General features: G+C 30.3%; 21 protein-coding genes and 1 pseudogene. 3 read left to right on the forward strand and 19 right to left on the reverse strand.

Going from position 1 to position 18,284, the window contains the following annotated elements; all coding sequences use genetic code 11:
• Positions 1-102 precede the first annotated feature (102 nt).
• From LXD69_RS11640 to LXD69_RS11730, 19 genes and pseudogenes are all read right to left on the reverse strand, one after another.
• Positions 103-945: a hypothetical protein gene (locus LXD69_RS11640; protein ID WP_246915548.1), complete on the reverse strand. Its 843-nt coding sequence runs from the start codon at positions 943-945 to the stop codon at positions 103-105.
• Positions 946-1,110: 165 nt separating this feature from the next.
• The gene (locus LXD69_RS11645; RefSeq protein WP_246915549.1) at positions 1,111-1,464 is read right to left on the reverse strand and encodes a hypothetical protein; all 354 of its coding nucleotides are present in this window, start codon (positions 1,462-1,464) and stop codon (positions 1,111-1,113) included.
• Positions 1,461-1,817 carry a hypothetical protein gene (locus tag LXD69_RS11650; protein WP_246915550.1) on the reverse strand — a complete coding sequence of 119 codons (357 nt, stop codon included), beginning with the start codon at positions 1,815-1,817 and terminating at the stop codon, positions 1,461-1,463. Before LXD69_RS11650 ends, LXD69_RS11645 begins: the two co-directional genes overlap by 4 nt.
• Before the next feature lie 153 nt (positions 1,818-1,970).
• Positions 1,971-2,270, reverse strand: coding sequence for a hypothetical protein (locus LXD69_RS11655; RefSeq protein ID WP_246915551.1), 300 nt, complete (start codon positions 2,268-2,270; stop codon positions 1,971-1,973).
• A gap of 390 nt (positions 2,271-2,660) precedes the next feature.
• Complete coding sequence (locus LXD69_RS11660; protein ID WP_246915552.1) at positions 2,661-3,356, reverse strand: toxin-antitoxin system YwqK family antitoxin; 696 nt, start codon at positions 3,354-3,356, stop codon at positions 2,661-2,663.
• Positions 3,357-3,535: 179 nt separating this feature from the next.
• On the reverse strand, positions 3,536-3,907 hold the full coding sequence (locus LXD69_RS11665) for a hypothetical protein (RefSeq protein ID WP_246915553.1): 372 nt from the start codon (positions 3,905-3,907) through the stop codon (positions 3,536-3,538).
• Complete coding sequence (locus tag LXD69_RS11670) at positions 3,900-4,364, reverse strand: DUF6896 domain-containing protein (protein ID WP_246915554.1); 465 nt, start codon at positions 4,362-4,364, stop codon at positions 3,900-3,902. The genes LXD69_RS11665 and LXD69_RS11670 overlap by 8 nt, the downstream gene beginning before the upstream one ends.
• 175 nt (positions 4,365-4,539) lie before the next feature.
• On the reverse strand, positions 4,540-5,214 hold the full coding sequence (locus tag LXD69_RS11675) for a hypothetical protein (RefSeq protein WP_246915555.1): 675 nt from the start codon (positions 5,212-5,214) through the stop codon (positions 4,540-4,542).
• Between the two features lie 408 nt (positions 5,215-5,622).
• Positions 5,623-6,105, reverse strand: a complete 483-nt coding sequence (locus tag LXD69_RS11680; RefSeq protein WP_246915556.1) for a hypothetical protein — start codon at positions 6,103-6,105, stop codon at positions 5,623-5,625.
• A 127-nt stretch (positions 6,106-6,232) separates the two neighbouring features.
• Positions 6,233-6,802 (reverse strand): hypothetical protein, encoded by a 570-nt coding sequence (locus tag LXD69_RS11685; protein ID WP_246915557.1) that lies wholly within the window; start codon positions 6,800-6,802, stop codon positions 6,233-6,235.
• Positions 6,803-6,937: 135 nt separating this feature from the next.
• Positions 6,938-7,591: a DUF6000 family protein gene (locus LXD69_RS11690; protein ID WP_246915558.1), complete on the reverse strand. Its 654-nt coding sequence runs from the start codon at positions 7,589-7,591 to the stop codon at positions 6,938-6,940.
• 146 nt (positions 7,592-7,737) lie between these two features.
• Positions 7,738-8,454 (reverse strand): hypothetical protein, encoded by a 717-nt coding sequence (locus LXD69_RS11695; RefSeq protein ID WP_246915559.1) that lies wholly within the window; start codon positions 8,452-8,454, stop codon positions 7,738-7,740.
• Positions 8,455-8,602: 148 nt separating this feature from the next.
• Entirely contained in the window at positions 8,603-8,980 is a 378-nt protein-coding gene (locus tag LXD69_RS11700) for a hypothetical protein (protein WP_246915560.1), read from the reverse strand.
• Between the two features lie 483 nt (positions 8,981-9,463).
• Entirely contained in the window at positions 9,464-9,907 is a 444-nt protein-coding gene (locus LXD69_RS11705) for a hypothetical protein (RefSeq protein ID WP_246915561.1), read from the reverse strand.
• An 884-nt stretch (positions 9,908-10,791) separates the two neighbouring features.
• Positions 10,792-11,178, reverse strand: coding sequence for a hypothetical protein (locus LXD69_RS11710; RefSeq protein ID WP_246915562.1), 387 nt, complete (start codon positions 11,176-11,178; stop codon positions 10,792-10,794).
• A 163-nt stretch (positions 11,179-11,341) separates the two neighbouring features.
• Positions 11,342-11,773, reverse strand: a complete 432-nt coding sequence (locus LXD69_RS11715) for a hypothetical protein (RefSeq protein ID WP_246915563.1) — start codon at positions 11,771-11,773, stop codon at positions 11,342-11,344.
• A 287-nt stretch (positions 11,774-12,060) separates the two neighbouring features.
• A complete protein-coding gene (locus LXD69_RS11720; RefSeq protein WP_246915564.1) occupies positions 12,061-13,434 on the reverse strand; it encodes an AAA family ATPase in 1,374 nt (457 codons plus the stop codon).
• Between the two features lie 354 nt (positions 13,435-13,788).
• On the reverse strand, positions 13,789-13,929 hold the full coding sequence (locus tag LXD69_RS11725) for a hypothetical protein (RefSeq protein ID WP_246915565.1): 141 nt from the start codon (positions 13,927-13,929) through the stop codon (positions 13,789-13,791).
• Position 13,930: 1 nt separating this feature from the next.
• Positions 13,931-14,062: pseudogene (locus LXD69_RS11730) on the reverse strand (type II toxin-antitoxin system RelE/ParE family toxin); the annotation flags it as partial.
• A 58-nt stretch (positions 14,063-14,120) separates the two neighbouring features.
• Between LXD69_RS11730 and LXD69_RS11735 the strand changes: the two are divergent.
• The 3 genes from LXD69_RS11735 to LXD69_RS11745 all read left to right on the forward strand — a co-directional run bounded on the left by LXD69_RS11735 (position 14,121) and on the right by LXD69_RS11745 (position 18,248).
• Entirely contained in the window at positions 14,121-15,119 is a 999-nt protein-coding gene (locus tag LXD69_RS11735) for a metal-dependent hydrolase (RefSeq protein ID WP_246915566.1), read from the forward strand.
• Positions 15,120-15,312: 193 nt separating this feature from the next.
• The gene (locus LXD69_RS11740) at positions 15,313-17,511 is read left to right on the forward strand and encodes a tetratricopeptide repeat-containing sensor histidine kinase (RefSeq protein ID WP_246915567.1); all 2,199 of its coding nucleotides are present in this window, start codon (positions 15,313-15,315) and stop codon (positions 17,509-17,511) included.
• A complete protein-coding gene (locus tag LXD69_RS11745; protein WP_045972379.1) occupies positions 17,511-18,248 on the forward strand; it encodes a LytR/AlgR family response regulator transcription factor in 738 nt (245 codons plus the stop codon). Before LXD69_RS11740 ends, LXD69_RS11745 begins: the two co-directional genes overlap by 1 nt.
• The last annotated feature ends 36 nt before the right edge of the window (positions 18,249-18,284 follow it).

Genomic DNA, 18,284 nt, shown 5'->3' on the forward strand with positions numbered 1-18,284 from the left:
AAAACTTGATTTGAAAAACTAATGTTCCATTAACCACAAAACTGTCTTTGGAACACGAAACCCCGCCTTTTGGGTAGGTGCTGTTATAGTGCGTTTTTCTTTTCATTCGTCAAGTTGTTTAAGCAAATAATTGAGTTCAGAATAAGGTGCAGTATTGTCTGTTTCCCATTCTTTTTTATTATTTATTCTTGTCTTTATCGCTTGGATGCTCTCAGGACGGTTTTTCTGTAAAACATTAAATACTAAATCTCTGCTGGGAAAATCTATTGGGTCGTAATACATCCATATATTAATTAAAATTTCTAACTCCTCAGGTTCTGTCACCTTGTCAAGTGATTTAAGACTGTTGGTCATTAAATCTTTGTTGTCTTGAGAGTCTGTTGATTCTTGATGCTTAACATAGTCGTCAAATACTTTCTTAATTGTTTCAATAGGCTTGTCAATTTTTTCTATATCCTTTTCTATTTCATCACATTCGTCACCCCAACATTCACGGCAAGGCTGGTCAAATTTCTCAAAGTTTGTTTGCTTGTCTCCTGTTACAAATAAATTGTCTGAGGTAAAACCGCTTGAATATGTTGTAATAAACCTTCCTAAGCCTTTTTCTTTATTTGTCCAAAAGAATTTGAAGTCTTGTTTTTCGTCAGAGCCCTTCCATTTTGCTTTTAGGAAAATCGTATCATTTAGTTGAGCTGATTCTAATATTTCAAAGTCATAATCTTCTTGTTGTCCGTGCAGTAATAATTCAAAATGGTTTCTGTTGTTGGAAATTGTCAACAACAAATTTCCTGCGTCACAAGAATTATATACAACAAGTTTTCCTTCCTTGTCTGTTAGTCTAACCCACTCCTTTGGAAATGAGTTTAGGTCAAAAGTCTCTTTTTTTGTCTCCTTATATGAAGTAAAAAGAAGTAAAAATGATATTGTCAGTCCTAATATTTTCATCTGTTACTGTCGTCTTTTAAAATGCCCTATAACGGTTCGGCTATGAGTAGTTGCGTGGGTTAGCACTTAACTTTACAAGTACACACCAAGCTGAAAATCCGCGAGGATTTTCAGAAGTAGGCGAGAACAAGCAATTACTTATAGTCATTATTGTACTGCGTTTTTTTATTCAGTTAACAATTTATTCTTTTTTATTTCCAGTCTTTCGGGATATTCTCCACTAAAGTACGAAACAACATTTTTAATCAAAATAGCTTTGTTGCCAGCTTTTGGAATTGAGTCAGAATAATGAAAATATATTGTATCGTTTTTTAATTCCATAGTTCCAGCATAAATATCTCCTTTGCGTTCTAATCCACGAGATTCAAATTCAAAAGTCTTGTCTTTATAAATTCTTAAATAAACCCAACCCAAAGGTGCTTCTCGGTCAGCCAGAAGAATTGTCTCTTTCTTTTCATTCCAATGGTTGCAAGACTCACAAATCAAAACCAAAATTAAAATTCCGATAATTTTTTTCATTCTATACAAATTTGAATTTCATTAGTTGGAAGATAGTTTTGGAAAAAGCCCAATATAATAAGGTTAGATTTTTTGACTTTTAAGTCCGAGGGATTTAAAAATTCAATTTCATATGTTGCTCTTTTCGGGATGTCAACTGAAGCTATCTTTTTTGCTCTTTTTCCAAAGGCAAAAGATTGAATTCTCCAAAACGTTTCTTTTGGTTTAATGATAGTTTCTCCGTTTACTTCTCGTAGAATTAAAGAAAAGTTATTTGTAATTACTTTCCAACCGCCTAAAACTTTCAGACTGTAGATTCCAACTGGCAATTCCACTTGTTGTTTTTTGTCCAAAATGTTAATTGGTTCTCTCATCTCTTAAATGTTTTACAACGGTCTCGTATAACCGTCAGTTACGGGTTAATATGCGTTAATTTTCGGTTTAGTACTGACTTTAGCAATTCCGAGTGGATTCGGACGTAGTCGAATCCGCCGTAATTGCGGTTATACATTGTTGTAGGTAGTTTTTTAATCATTCCAACCATAAGTTATAAATTCTCTATCCGTTGAATTATATCTCACTGTTTCCAAAAATCCTCTTGAATATTTAAATCCGTATCCGTTTTTTCCAGCAGTATATTCAATTCCCATTCTCAAGTCAACGTTTTTCGGAAACTCGCCAGTTAGAACTTTGGATTTTTCAATTTCAGTTACTGCTCTTTTTATTCTAAATCTTTGGAATCGGTCAAATAAAAAGTCAGATGTTAATTGAGACACAACAAAAATCGGAAGTATTGAAAACACAAACATTGCTTTTCGAGTGTTCAATTTTTTATTTAGCAGACTAATAATTAAATATATTAAAGTCACAACGAAAATTATAGCAAAGGGAATTAGTAAAAAGAACATTTCGAAAATCAGAACAGAGTTAATAAAAGGAACAAAAATTCCGAATACAATTATAAAGGAAAGTGCTATTTTTTTATTTCTGTTCATTCAGTTTTGCGGTTTTGATAAATTACTTACAACGGCTCCGGCTATGAGTAGTTGCGTAAATTTAGCCTAAAAGTTTACAAGTACAAAACTCCTCGTGGAATTTTCGGAGAAAATTCCAAAAAAGAACTATCCTAGCAATTACCACAAACGGTGGTTAGCAGATGTTTTTTTCTTAAATTTTACAAAAGCTATAAAATCTTTAATTAATTATTTTATTCAAAATTAGTAAAACTTAGTATCTATTACTTTTCCTTCTGTATCGTAATATTTCCATTCTCCTATTTTGTGTCCATTTTCAAAATAACCAACTGAATGTAATTCACCTTTTAAAAAATAAAAGTTTTTTGTTTCACCATGTAGTTTGCCGTTTAAATAATTATTAATAGCAGATAAAGTGTCATGTCTAGTGTAAGATTTAAATTCTCCTGTTGGCTCACCGTCATAGTATGAACCTGAAAGTTTTAATTGTCCATTTTCATAATATGATTTACTTTCACCTGTTCTTATATTATTTACATAATTTCTAGAAAATTCTATTTGACCATTTTCAAAATATGCTTTCCACTCTCCATTTAGATTACCATTTTTATAGTTTTTAATGTATGATAGTTGTCCTTTTTCGTGATTTAAAGTAAATTCACCATCTTCTTTACCTGCTTTATAATTACCAATACCTTTTAATTGTCCATTTTCATAAAAGACTTTAGTTTCTCCGACTTCTAGACCATTTTCATAATTTCTTATAGACTCTAATTTGCCATTTTCATAATAAGCTTTCCATTCACCAATAGGCTCTCCATTTTTATTTAGTTCTCCACTTTTTTTCAAAGCACCATTTTCATAATATTCATTATGATTTTGAGCATTGGATTTAAAAGAGAAAATTATTAAAATTATTATTAGAATTTGTTTTTTCATTTCGTTTTTTGAATATCAGCTAACGGTATAGGCTATGAGTGGTTGCGTGGGTTAGCACTTGACTTTGCAAGTACATACCAAACTGAAAATCCGTAAGGATTTTCAGAAGTAGGCGAGAACCAGCAATTACTTATAGCCATTGTTGTGCGTTCGTTTTTTATTCTTTATCAAACATATTTTCATACTCTGTTTACGTGGTATGGAAACTCCTCTTCGTAAAATGGATATGGAATACCTAAAATTGAGATTTCATATCCTTCGTCTTTCATACCTGTGATTGCATTTCCAGCGACTCCTTTTATTTCCATTCCATCCTGTCTAAATACTTTTAATTCCGACATTACTAGAGTATCAATAAATTCAAATTCTGGATCATCAGTATTTATCACGATTTTGTTTTTTAGGTAATAATCTTTGAAGAATTCGTATGGCGATTCAATTTCGTTAAATTCAATTAGTCCAAATGCAACTCCAATAGGTACATCAGCCTTTTCTAACTCAGTTGTTCCAATTAGAAGTCCATTTAGCAGTATGTTGTATATTTTATTCAATTACTTTTTTGATTTTGCCATTTAAATATAATTTTTCCACAATTAGCTTTAATTTCTGCCAATCTATTTCTGCAACTTCACTTTTGTACTTATCGACTGACTGCATATAAGACAAAAGAAACCAAGTATCTATATGTCCAAATTCAGGTGGATTAGTTAAAACAACTTCTACTTGCTTTTGATGCTTTTTATTGTAGAATCCACATTCTCCTCCGTGAAAGCTATAATTCCATCTTTTTGAAAGTTCTCCTCTTCTTGGGATACTTTTATTGCCTCTAGAAATTAATTTTTCGTATTCCTCCTTAATTTCAATATTTAAACCAAACTTTACTCCAAGCTTAAACATTAGTTCTTTTCCTTCTTGCCGATAATCAATTATGGCTTCTTGAAAAATATCAAGATTGATATCATTACTTTCTTCTTTTTTGAGAAGATTATGAATCCACTTTTTAATCATTGATGACTGTTCAATTTTGGTTCTCGTAAATAACGCACAACGGTCTAGTATAACCGTCAGTTACGGATTAAATATACGAAAAGTTTCGATATAGTCTAAAGTTAGCAATTATGAGTGGATTCGGACGCAGTCGAATCCGCCGTAATTGCGGTTATACATTGTTGGCAACAGTTTTTTATTTTCCATAATACATTTTTCCATATCGAGAGTCTGAAATAACTTGGTCATATCTTTCGACAAATAATGAGAATTTATCCCGATTTTCATTAAATGATAATCCCCATTTTTCAAGTCCATTTGTTACAATTGTAATTAAAGTTTTGAGATTGAAAAATTTTGTTTCTCCATCGCTTTTTCTTTCTTCAATGTCGAAATGACTAACATAAAAATTCAATTTTTTAACTGCTTTTGATTTTACTTTTCTAGATATTGCATTTGTCATATGCAATAATGAATTTCTGAATTCCCAAAGTTCATCTGAAGTAATATTAACTTTCTCAATTTCACAATATTCGTTAATCCATTTTTTAAAATTACCTGGTATATCTCCATATTCAAGAAATGCAATAGTGTCAATTGCAGATAATAACAATTTTAAAGCAGAAACATAACAATCATTTTGAAAAAGAATTTTTATTGCTTTTATGAAGTCATCTTCTAAAAGCCTGTCCATTTCAAATCCTTTATCTGTGAAATGACTATCTATATAATCGATTGGAATTTTTTCGTCAAGTGAATGAGTAAATGGAACTGTTGGATTTGCGTTTAGCTTGTCAAAACCTTCAATTTTGATTTCCCCATCTACGATAAACGTTACAACGAATAGAGGTGTTTGGCTAACATCGTACATTTGAAATATTGGCTCAAACAATACGCTTAATGTTCCATTATGATTTAAAGTGTTGTAACTTTCAAAGGTTATTCCACCAACAATTTCAGTATTACCTTTAGTCAGCTTAAAGCTTTCTGGAATTTTAATATATTTTAAATCCGATGAATCAGATTCTACATTTTTTTGTAGAAATTCTATTTTTTTTCATCAGTTCCTTCGAGTTCGTGAGTTTTAAACCCAATGTATTCTATTACTCCATCGCTGCATATAGTAAAAATATTGAATATTGTTTCCATCCTTTTGGTTTCTCAAATTGTTGCCAACGGTCTCGGCTATGAGTAGTTGCGTGGGTTAGCACTTAACTTTGCAAGTACACACCAAACTGAAAATCCGCAAGGATTTTCAGAAGTAGGCGAGAACAAGCAATTACTTATAGCCATTGTTGTGGGCAGTTATTTTTTCAATTAGTTGTTTCAAATTAGAGTTCATTTCTTCGTCCAATTTCCATTCGTATTTTCGTTCCGTTTTAAAATCGGTTAATTCATACCGAACTCCGTCTAAAATAATTTTTTCAGTTCTATTAATTGTCAGGTCAGATTTTAAAAGATTTTGAATTTCAAATAGTTCATTTAATGATATCGACACTTCTTTTTCGTCTATTTTAATATTTTTTAAACTAAAAATTCCTAAATCATTTTTCGAGTTTTGTTCAGAGTTTTTCCAGTTCCGATAAATCAGTTTTCGGTTTTCTAGTCCGCCTTTCATTAGAAAAGTCCAAGAGTGTCCTTTAATCAGCATTGATGTCATTTCACAATAATTCCATAGAGGTGTCCAGTCCGTATCAAATTCAGATGTCAGACGTTTATTTATTTCAAAATAATATTTTAAGGAATCAGTTGTTAAATTCAATTTTCGCGTTCGGTTTTAATTGGTGGCAACGTGTTTGTATATGGAAAGTTGAGTGTTTGCGTGCGAGGATTTTCCGAAGGAAAATCAAAAGCTAGCAAACAAGCAACTAACATTGGTTTAGCTAAAACTAGCAATTTTTTATATACTGTGTTGGCAACAGTATTTTTTTATAAATTATTAATTCAATCGTTTTGTTATAAGTTCTATCTTTTAATGAAATCAGCGTTTTGTTTTCGTTATTTTCCATTTTTACAATATTGTCAAAAGTCGAAAGTTTATAAATAGTTCTAAAAGGATGAACATTTTCTTTTGGGCAAATTATAATCGGTTGTTCCATTTGAGTAAAAAACTGATGTATATTTCCAGGTTCAGGTGAATGAAATGGGAAAATCACTAACATCTGATTTTTCATTACTATAAAACCTTTATTAATTTTTTCCGTAACATTTATCTCCGCAATTTTACTTGCTTTCTCGAATGGTCTCATCTTTTCAATACTTAAACTTATCCGAGTATTATCGCCCAAATCATTTTCGGTTAATTTGAGTTCTTTTAATACATTAAGCCACTTTTTATGAATTCTGTAATTCATTCCTACTGTAATTGGAAAGAAAACAAAATTCCAAATTCGAGAAGCAAAGTGTTTATTCTTTAGTCTGTCTCTATATTCAGAAGCGATGAAGTTTTTAATATGCAATGTCGTTTTTTATATTGTTGCCAACGGTCTAGTATAACCGTCAGTTACGGGTTAATATGCGTTTAGTTTCGGTTTAGAACTGACGTTAGCAATTCCGAGTGGATTCGGCCGCAGTCGAATCCGCCGTAATTGCGGTTATATATTGTTGTACGCAGTCTTTATTTTATTTAAGCTCTCCATTTGACTTTCAAATCCCTTAAATGAATCCTCTAAATTTTGAGCATATTTGTCGGAAACCCAATCTTTGTACAAATCCAAATAATTTTCCATTTCATTTGTTCCGTTAAGTTGGTCAGTCCATTTTAGCGCGGATATAGCATCTCTTTGGTCAAAATGTAAATGTTTTTGGATCAAATAATAGTCAAGATATTTTTTTAAATATTCAATTCCGTTTTTGGTATTGAAAGAAGCTAAAGTCAAACAATATCCAGTTCCAGCATAACAAACTTGACTTTTTAAAAGATGAATTCCGATTATATCTTCAACTTCTTTTAAATCCATTATTGTCGAGAAATACGCTCCAACAATTCGTGTTCTCCAATTAAAATCGCCAAGTAAATTCTTAACAACTTCATTGTTTAAATCGGCTTTTATTGGCTCAAGTTTCTCTATAAATTCATTCGTATTATTTATCTGAAACATATAGAAAGGAACACACCATTTTTTAATAAAATCAGGTTCGAGTTTTAATTCGTTTGAATAATGCTCCAATTCCTCAAATGAACTTTTGTGTCTGACTGTTGCTCCAGCAGAATGTAATTCGATTTGTCTTTTTGTTTTTTCGTCCATTTTTCAGTTCGGGCAAATTGCGTACAACGGTTCAGTATATAAAAAGTAGGCGGTTCGAAGCTCAAATTTTTCGGTTAAGTACAAAGTTTGATAAGAGCCATAAACCTGATATTTAACACTACTTCTCCTATTTTTTTTATACATTGTTACCACACGTTTTTTTCTTTCGGTGTTGATTTATATTCTCTATTCGCACTTTCAAGTACTTTCTTCTCAAACAATTTCGGAAAGAATTTCATTATTATTTTTGACTTCAGCATTGTGAATATGTTTACATTTTGGTCTGATTTTTTCCACAGGTTTTCAGCATCTTTTTCAGTCAGAATTTTTTCAATTCCGTTTTTAGTGTCAATTTTTATTAGTGGAAATTCAGGTTGATTTTCTCCACTAAGAGTTACTTCTTTCTTTAATATAGAACTTAATGATGACAAAAAAATCAAAACGAAATTTAGCTCGTTTTCAGTTTTTATATCTTCTGGCCATAAATCAAACTCGATTTGGTCTTCAAGAAAAAAGTAGCACTTAACAATAATTCCATTCAAATCAATTGTTGCAAATTTTCTTTCTAACTCACCTGTTTCGTCCGCAAACATTGTCTTCACATATTCAAATTCAATTTTATTGGTCAAATTATCTTCACAAACTCCAAAAGTTAATTTGTAATCAGAGTTCAATAAATTAACCACTTTTTTCCAATCCGAAATTGTTGCGTTTTGAACATAAATATCTCTTAAGGCTCCATCCTTCTCAAATATCCATTCTATGTCTTTCCAATTTCTCAATGTTGCTCTTAAATGTGTGGTAACGGCTCCGTATATGAAAAGTAGCGCTGAAAATAAGCGGTTACTTTTCGGATTAAACACAAGCCAAATTTTTAAATTTTGCTATTTATCTTTTTACTTGGAAATCGTCAAATTTAAAAATTTGGCGACTTTCCAAAAATGCCCAAACCTTTGTGTTAGCAATAACTTGCGCTATTTTTTATATACAATGTTGTGTGTAGTGCTTTCGTTACATTTTTGTTCCAATATAATATACTTTGTTTTCATTCGGTATTACAAAAATTAATTCCGCACCAATTGGGTCAATTCCATTGCAATATATGCTCCAAGGATAGACATAAACATCTTCTTTTTGCAAATCTTCTAATTTCGGAAACCAAGGGATTTGATATTGCCAGCCATTCGTCATTTCAACAGCATCATTCAAAACTTTAGGTAAACTATCTAATCGATAAAAGCCTTTTTTGTTTTTCAGTTCATCGTGAGTTACTTTCGAAATGTCAATTCCATATGCATCCAGATAATCTCCAGTAAAAGAGCGACCAGATTTATAACTATTCGTCACTTTCTCAATTCTATCGTCTCCAAGTCCACACCAATTTAGCACGAATCTTACATCAGATTTCGTTGCTTTATTTTCGACAGTTTTATTTCCAATTGTAGTCGAGTAGGCGAGATAGCCAAAAATCAGAATTATTCCAATTAGTGATATTCCACCCCAAATCATTAGAGCTTTTTTTCCTAAATTATAAATCTTTTCCTTCAATTATTTTTTAGTTCAGATGTTTGTCTCGCATTACACACAACGTTTCGCGGCTTTAAGAAGTGGCGAAGAGCCAAGACCAAGCCAAAACAAATATAACGCAAACTTTTGAATTTTCGGAGAAAATTCGGAAGTATGCCTTTACCTAAGCCATTTTTTTTAACTGCTGTTATAGCTAGTAGCAGTTTTAATTCAGACTGTGTCAATTCGGAACGAATTTATGTATGCTGAATTAAAAATTTATGCGCAAACTTTTAAAATCTAAGCAAAATATTCACATTTTTCTTTTTTTGATAAAGCTCGGAAATTCTATTTCAAAGTTATCAATCAAACTTTTGCAACAGTTCGGTTATATATCATACTTACTTTATCTGCTTCGTTTTCAAATATTTTGTTTAAACACCAAATGCATGGAAAAATTAAATTCCCTTTAAAGTAATATGGAAAACTATCACTTTCTAACGTAATAAGTTTTCTTTCTAAATATCCTTTTCCCTCGTTTCGTTCAAAAACTTCAATAATATATAGACCAAAGATTAGAGCAAGGTTTTTTAATTCCTCTTTATTTTGTTTAGTTAAGTAGTTTTTACTTAATAGGTCTAATATTTTGTCTACTTTTTTTAGAGAATCTACTGAATAATCTAATTTTGAATTATAAATTTTTGCGTGTTGAACGGCAAGTTTAGCACCTTCTTTTTGAATTTTTAAAGCTTCTATACTTGTACTTTTAGTAGTTCGGAAAAGTGAAGATATTAAGTTAAGTATTTTCATTTTAAGTTTCAATTCGGAAAGTTATTAGCTATAACGTCCCGCTGGCTTTAAGAAGTGGCGGAATTTTATTACTGATGTTTACAAATATACCGAAAAGTTTGAAAGAAAAAGCCTCACTACGGAGAAGAAAAATATTCACTGACCATTACCGATAAATCCCTAAACCCGCCATTTCTTAAAACCGCTGTTATAGGCAGTGCATATTAGCACCATTCACTTAATCTTTTTAATTTGTCAATATGCTCCGAGTTTACTAAATCTATTTGATAATCAATATTTGTATTAAATGTTATATTATCAATAAAATTAAGATTTAAGGTTTTGTTGGTTATGAAAACTTTAGTTGGCTTGAAAATTCTTTTAAAGGAAAGAGTTTTTTGTAATTCATCTGGATTGGAACTTAAAATGAATGGATTTTCTATGGTTTTAAAAATGAAAGGGAATTTATTTTCCCCAACAAATATGATTTCGTTTTCGGTCAAATAAATTTCTAGTTTACAGGGGTAACTTGGATAATTTTTTTTAAGCCCAGTTGCTGAATAATAGCATTTGTTACCGTAAAGTTTTACATATGGTTTAGTATTTAGATATGTAAAGATTTTAGTTACTCTTTTTTTGTTGACAATTGATTTCACCATTGATATTATGATCAATATTGAAAGTAGAAATAGTACAATGAGTATAATATTTTTAAATTGCATTTGTTACTTCGTTTTATTTTTGTGACGAGTTTTGTTGCATTGCCTATAACGGTTCGTATAAGAATAGTTGCGGGTTTACGTGCGAGGATTTTCCGCAGAAAAATCAGACGTAGTAAACTTGCAACGACCTTTAGTTAAGCCTAAAATTGAGCAATTATTTTTATACATTGTTACCAAACGGTTTTATTTTGTTTCCAAATTCAGATTTTCCAAGACAGTATTTAATTCCGCAAGAGATTTTTCTTCAATCAGTTCCGTATTAATTGTTAATTCAGTTTCGTCAGTTTTTAGTATGTATTCTCCCGCGAACTTTTTAATCCGCTTAATTTTATTCAGATTTATTTTTTTCGGAATCAAATGATTTTTTGAAATAATTCCGTTTTCTATTGTCAGATACTGTTTTTTGTTTTCAAAGAAATAAGTTCCGATATATAAAATTCCGATTACCAAGTAACCGTAATTAAAAATATTGTCCGAGTTAAATATGATTACTATAGTTCCAAGAACTAACCATAAAATTCCGAAAATTAAATAATTCCTAAAACGCTTTTTTTTAAATCGTATGTTCATTTTTTGTCAACTGTTTGGTAACGGGTTTGTATAAGAATAGTTGCGGGTTTGCGTGCGAGGATTTTCCGCAGGAAAATCAGATGTAGCAAACATGCAACTACCTTTGTTTTAGCACAAAACCGCAATTATTTTTATACGTTGTTGTGTGTAGTTTTTATTTCGTTTATCCATCTATTGAAACTCCGACTTGTTTGTTATTCTCAAAATGAACATTAAAAAAATAGTAAGGGTCGTTTTTTTGTTGAAAAGCCATTTCAAATCCCTCGTCCCTCACAGAAATTCCTTTCAGGTCAAAATGTTCTTCAATTGATTCAAATTCCATTTCGGCATTTGCATATTGTTCTTTTAGTGCCTTTTCCGATTCAGATTTGATTTCCGTTTCGTTATTCAGAGCATTTAGTAAAATCCGTCTTTGATTTTCCGCAATTCCGTCTTTGTCTCCTGCGATTAGTATTTCAATGTCAAAGTTCAGATATCTTTTATTTATCTGCCAACCAACATCATTTCCTCTTGTGCTAAAACTCTCGATTTCTCCAAAATCAAAGTCAGTCGTTTTTAGTTTTTTACTTCCAAATATATTTCCAAATATTCCCATTCAGTCTGGTTTTTAGTTCGGTTGCTTAAATTACACACAACGGCTCGGCTATGAGTAGTTGCGTAGTTTAGCGATTAACTTTGCAAGTACACACCAAACTGAAAATCCGCGAGGATTTTCAGAAGTAGGTGAGAACCAGCAATTACTTATAGCCATTGTTGTGTGTTCGTACTTTTATTTTATCATCTTTTTGTGATGTTCTTCATATCCTGCAACCTTAAACAATTCAGCAAAACCGTCTTTAAAATCAACGTAGTCAAATTCTTTAAAGTCAAATATATTTTGACTTAATGAATGTGATTCTCTGTTGATATATCTATAAAAGGCTTGAAATCGATTCGCTTTAAGTGGCTCTTGATTGAAGTTTGTAAAGACTTTAATTTATTGTCAGATGCTTTTTTGTCTGTCAGATACGAATCAATTGTTTGATTGTACTCCCAACGCATTAGATTCCAAAAAGAAGATTTTATGTTATTTCTTACTTTAGCTTTTTGGTCGATATTGTTGTTATGCTGTAAAATTGAAGCATTAATATTCTTAATTACATTATTAAGTTCGTCCAATTCAGATGTTGATTGTTGAAGTGTTTTGCTTAAACTTGGACTTTTTATTTTAGCCTGAATCTTTGACAAATTAGATTTAATCAATTGATTAAAGGCATTAAATTTAATATCAAAGTCCTTTTGAAACGACTCAAATTTTGGATTGCTTTCGTATATAGATTTATCGGGTAGTTGTTGAATAGATTGTTGGTAGTTTTCAAGAAATCCTTTTAACGTATTGATGTCAGCTTCGTAAGAAGCATCAAAATAATTTTTGATTTCATCTATTAGTTCATTCGAAATGGTTTTTTCTTGACAAAACGGACAATTTTCGTTTTCTTCAATAGGTTTTTCTGGTAAATATTTAAGTCCTGTTTTAACCCAATCAGAGTTCCCAAGTTTTGTGATTAATTCAGAAACACTACTGTTTTCATTACCTACAATCTGTTTATTGAAAATACCCTCATTCTCTATATTTAATGACGAAAAATCAATTTTAGGGACGTGAGTGTACTTTTGAGCATTCTCTCCAGAAATAGCTTGAATTTCATTTTTTAAGTCATCAATGCTTTTTTCTGGTTTATCATTTGGTTTTGGAATAGACAATATGTGATTGAATAAATTATCTTTTGAGCCTTTATATCCTTCCAAACAAAATTCAAGCACACGGTCTCCACCACTATAATCTGTTTTGATTTTCCAAATTGTGTTCTTTGCTCCTTCAAGTTTCTGATTTATTGATACTCTTACGGTTTCAAGTTGTTCACTTTCTTTAGCTAAATCTTTCTCAAGCTTTTCTATTTCTTTTTGAGCATCAGAAATTTTAGTCTCGGCTTCTTTGTTTTCTTTTGAAAGGGTGAATATTCCCTTTAGACTTTCCGATTCGAAAAAGTTTTCTTGAATAAAAGTTTGGTTATAAACAAGTATGTCGTGATTTTCATCTAATCCCTCAATTGAACAGTTGTCGAACTTTTCATCAGTTGGTTTTAGAAGATAATTTGATAATGTACTCTTACCTGTACCATTTAAACCATAAATTAAATTTAGAGGCTTGTCAGTTTCTAAAGTCGCTTGACTTTTATAACTGGCTACTTTATTTAGGTTTATTTTGGTTATCACTTTTTAATTCGTTTCTAATTTCGCGAGTTCTGTCAGTATGACGCACAACACAAATATATACGAAAGTTTTTAATAAATTTAAAAAGCGTCAAAAGAATAATCAAGAACCTATAAATCGTAACTATTCAGGTCGTTGTATCGTGATTATAGTTTGCGTAATTCGTATATATAATTAAAAAATATTATACTTACAGTTGTAATATATATTAATTGCGGCAATACATTGAAACATTTTATAATACAAACAGAAGGCATAAACAATTAAATAATTTAACTATTTTAGAGTATCAAAAGTTAATCAATAACAATTTAAAAATGACAGCTTAGGGTCGATTAAAATTTGTCCACTTTTTTCTAGGAATTCCATTCTCTCGCTTTTCTTAATAGTAGTCCAATTTTAAAAGACTCGAAATCTCTGTCAAGTTCATCTCTGCGTTCCGTTCCTTTTTTTCCATAAACAGAATCTTTTATTTCTTTCCAGCTTTTAGTTTCCATTTTATTTGTTTTTTTCTTTGTAATACGTTTCCATTAAATTCAACGCTTTGTCAATTTCTTTTTTTGGTGTTTTCTGTGTCTTTTTTTGAAAACCTTTTAAAAGAATGACCAATTTTTCTTTATCAAAAAAGCAAAAAAACCGCCAAAAAAATCATTAAATTAGCAGACCAAAACACCAAGCTCAACACATCATGGATTCCTTTACACAAATTGTTTTAGGTATTGCAACAGCAGAAATAGTAGCAGGCAAAAAACTACAAAACAAAACATTCTGGTATGGAGCCATCTTAGGGACTATTCCCGATTTAGATATTGTAGTTGGTAAATTCATGAGCAACGTTGATGGTGTAGCTATTCACAGAGGAATAAGTCATTCCTTGCTCTTTTTTTTATTTTTAACACCACTCTTAGGCAGATTAATTGTAAAAATAGAAAGAGGAAAAATAGACTTTAAATCGGCTTCTTGGATGGTTTTTTGGTGCTTAACAACACATGTATTCTTAGACTTGTTTACTTCTTGGGGCACTCAAATTCTATGGCCATTGCACTATAGATTTGCTCTAAAAACAATATTCGTAATCGATCCATTATACACAATTCCGTTATTCATTTCATTAATTTATGTTTGGAAAAACAAAGAGCATTTCATTCGAAAAAAATATGTGTACAAAGGTCTACTCATCAGTTCTGGCTATTTACTACTAACGTGTATAGTAAAATTAGTAGCGGTACATCAGTTTGAAAAAGCATTGAAACAACAAAACATTGTGTACCAAGAACTCATTGTAAAGCCCACTGCTTTTAATACCATACTATGGAATGCTAATATTGCAACCGTTGAGGGGTATTTCTTAGCAGATTATTCCTTTTTTGATACACAACCTATATCTTTCACATATTACGCTAAAAACAATGTTTTAGAAGAAAAAGTAAAACTGATTGAAGACTTTCAGAAATTAAAACAAATAAGCGAAGGATGGTATTTAATTACAGAAAACAATCATAACCTTTATTTTAATGATTTACGCTTTGGTTTATTAAAGAACAATCCTGAACATCCTCAATTTGCTTTTAGTTACCTATTTGTATCAGATAATAACGGACAATTTATTGCAAAAGAAGTTCCTAAAGAAAAGCGAGATGGAAAGGCATTATTAAAAAAGATTTTCACACGCTTAAAAGGCAATTGATTTTTATAGAAGTTAGTACTCCGTTTTCGTTTTCAGTTTTACAAGCAGTTAGTCTTGTAAAATTTAAGACTTTACTTTTTTTATTTATAAGAGGTTGAAAGCATGGAAATGTAAAAAAGTTGTATGGTTCTTTTATTATTAAGTTATGAATTAATTTTAATAACTTATTTTTGGACTACACCAATTCAGAATAATGTTTTTAAACCATTCTAATATTAATTTTAAAACTATCATAACATTCAGTTTTTTACTGATTGTACAGCTTTTATACAGCCAAAATAATAAAATTGACAGTCTTAAAATTGAATTAAATAATTATAAGTTTAACGACACCATCCGAGTAAACTTACTATGCGATTTAGCACATGTGACGCTTCAAACAGATATAAAATTAATTAAGCGATATCTTGAAGAAGCCGAATCTATAAGTAATACTTTGAAGTATGATAAAGGTAAGGCAAGAGTATTTTATCTAAAAGGAATACTTGAAAATATAAACTCTAATTATGATTCAAGTTTGCAATTTTTTAATAAAGCTCTTAAATACTATGAGTCAGTAGATGATAAAAAAGGAATTGCAGATGTATATACTGCTTTTGGTATTACAAATTACGATTTATCTCAGTATAAACAAGCCTTAGAAAACTATAAAAAAGCTACTATTATTTATAAAGAGTTAGACAATAAAAGAGCTATTGCAACAAGTTTAATAAACTCTGGAAATGTATATTCTGAATTAGGCAGTTATAATGAAGCTATTTCAAACTATAAAGAGGCCTTACATTTGAGTAAAATTATAAATGATGAAGATGGTATTTCTTATGTACAAAGTAATTTAGGAACAGTATATAAAAGTCAGGGTAATTATTTTTTAGCAATAGATAATTTTAATAAAAGTTTATATTATGATGAAAAAACAAAAGACACTTTAGGAATTGCGCATAAACTAAATGATATTGGAGAGGTTTACAGTTTTTTAAACAAACAAAATAAGGCTTTAGTTTATCATAAAAAATCATTGGATTATTCAATAAAACTGGGATATAAAAGGCTTATTGCTGTTAATAATATTAATATTGGAAATATTTACCTACAAAAGAATGAGTATGAAAAAGCAATACAATATTTTGAAAAAGCACTTAGAGCAAGTGAAGAAATAAATGATTTGAAGCAGGCTTCAATAGCATATATCAATATTGGAAAAATTCATTCAATTCAAAATAAACCCATAATAGCTCGTAAAAATTATACTATAGCAAAAAAAATTAGCCAAGAAATAAATAACAAACGGGTACTTTGTACAAGTATTTTGGGAATTGCTCAAACCTATTTGTATGAGAATGAAAATAAAGAAGCTCTTTTATTTGCTCATGAGGGTAAAAAAATGGCAAAAGAATTAGACTTGTTGGAAAACCAAAAAGAGGCTTCAAAATTACTTTCAGAAATCTATAAAAATATAGGTGATTATAAAAATGCATTATTAAACCAAGAGCAATTTAAAGTTTTAAGCGATAGTATTTTGAATAAAGATAATATTGAAAAAATTACACAATTAGAATACGAATATAAATACAAAAAGGAACTGGATGATGCAGCAGAACGAGAAATAAAATTAACTAAAACAGTGGCATCAACTTCAAAAGACTTAGAAAAATCGCAACGCAATTTGTTACTTGGTATTATAACATTTTTAATTGTTGCAATGGTTTTGAGTAGTATAATATTCTTTTTAAAACTTAGAAATTCAAAAGCTAAAACACAAAATATCATTACCGAGCAGAAATTGTTGCGCACGCAAATGACACCACATTTTATTTTCAATTCACTTTCGGTTTTACAAGGCATGATTTTGAATAAGGAAGAATCAAAATCGGTAAGCTATTTGTCGAAGTTTTCAAAACTGTTGCGTATTACGTTAGAAAATTCAAGAGATAAAACAGTTTTACTTTCGCAAGAATTAGAAGCGGTTAAAAATTATTTAGCACTACAGCATATTGAAAACGATAAGATTACTTTTCAATTAAATGTAGATAATACAATTGAAACTAATAAAATAAAAGTGCCACCTATGTTGATTCAACCCTTTGTGGAGAACGCTATTGAACACGCTTTTAATAAACAGAAAGAGAATTGTATCATAGAAATTAAGCTTACTTTAGTCGATTCTAAACTAATTTGTGTAATTTTAGATAATGGAATAGGTGTCGATTCGAGTGAGAGAAATTTCAATCAAAACAAAAAATCGTTGGCAACAAAAATTACAAAGGAACGTTTAGGTTATTTGTCAAAAGATTTTAAAATGGAGGCTTCGATTGCTATTGAAGACAGAAGTAAATATGATGCACAAGGAACGCAAGTAACCATTGAAATGCCTTATACTAAAACCGTATAATGAGATCAATAATTGTAGAAGACAAAGAATACATTAGAAAAGGATTAATTAATTTACTGGCTATTATTGATGCTGATGTTGAGGTAATAGGCGAGTGCGAATCGGTTCAGGAAGCTGTTATTGTTACGAAAACCTGTAAACCTGAATTGGTTTTTCTCGATATTAATTTAGCCGATGGAACTGCTTTTGATTTTTTAGATAAAATTGGAACTATCGATTTTAAAATCATTTTCATTACGGCTTACGAAGAATATGCTTTAAAAGCTTTAAAAATTGGTGCGGTAGACTATTTGCTAAAGCCTGTTGATGTTGAAGAACTTAAAATTGCGTTACAAAAAGTAGCAAAATTATCAACTGCCGATCAAAAGAATCAAATTGCCAAAGCCAAACAAGTTTTTAATAACGAAGGCAATCATATTATTTTATCTTTTCACGATAGTTATCAAGTAATTAATTTAGACGAACTCATCTATTGCGAATCTGATAAAGGGTACACCACTTTTTATTGTAGTGATGGGAACAAGCATTTGGTTTCAAAAACGCTTAAAGATTTTGAAGACCGTTTGTTAGAAGCTAACTTTCAACGTCCGCATCAATCGTTTATGATTAATATGAAGTTTGTAGATAAATACGACAAAGCAGGAACCATTCATTTAAAAAACGGAACAAAAATTCCTGTTTCCTCTCGAAAAAAAGAAACCTTTCTTTCTTCTTTATTCAACTGGAATAAGAAATAACGGCATTTTTTAAAATCACATTTTTACTATACTTTA

Source organism: Flavobacterium sediminilitoris, assembly GCF_023008245.1.
GTDB classification, from domain to species: Bacteria; Bacteroidota; Bacteroidia; order Flavobacteriales; family Flavobacteriaceae; genus Flavobacterium; species Flavobacterium sediminilitoris.